1 pseudogene is annotated in these 598 nt (G+C 68.7%); it reads left to right on the top strand.

Features of this window, described 5'->3' with window-relative positions:
- Positions 1 to 591: pseudogene (locus tag IE136_RS35220) on the top strand (IS5 family transposase); the annotation flags it as partial.
- Positions 592 to 598: the final 7 nt, after the last annotated feature.

Here is a 598-nt window from a genome sequence, read left to right as displayed (position 1 = left end):
CGAATGGACCGAGGCCGGTGTGTGGTCCCGGCTCCACGAGATCCTCCTGGCCAAGCTCCGCGGCGCCAACGCCCTGGACTTCTCCCGGGCAGCGGTCGACGGCTCCCACATTCGGGCGTTAAAGGGGGCGCCAAGACGGGACGAAGCCCTGTTGACCGGGGCAGAACCGGCAGCAAGCATCACCTGATCACCGACGCCACCGGCATCCCGCTTGCCGCCACACTCACCGGCGGCAACCGCAACGACGTCACTCAGCTGATCCCACTCCTCCAGGCCGTGCCGCCCGTGCGGGGCAAACGCGGCCAGCCCCGCCGCCGCCCCGACGTCGTGCTCGGCGACCGCGGCTACGACCACGACAAGTACCGCCGCCTGGTCCGGGGGCTCGGCGTGAAGCCGCTGATCGCCCGCCGCGGCACCGAGCACGGCTCCGGCCTGGGCACCCAACGCTGGGTCGTGGAACGTGCGTTCGCCCACCTCCACTGGTTCCGTCGCCTACGGATCCGCTGGGAGATACGCGACGACATCCACGAAGCTTTCCTCACTCTCGGATGTGCACTCATCTGCTGGCGACGCCTGAAGTCATTCCGATAGGAGTTCT

This window comes from Streptomyces lateritius (genome assembly GCF_014649715.1).
Taxonomy (GTDB): Bacteria; Actinomycetota; Actinomycetes; order Streptomycetales; family Streptomycetaceae; genus Streptomyces; species Streptomyces lateritius.
The sequence above is the reverse complement of the archived record's forward strand: the minus strand, read 5'-3'. Positions and strand labels throughout refer to the sequence as shown.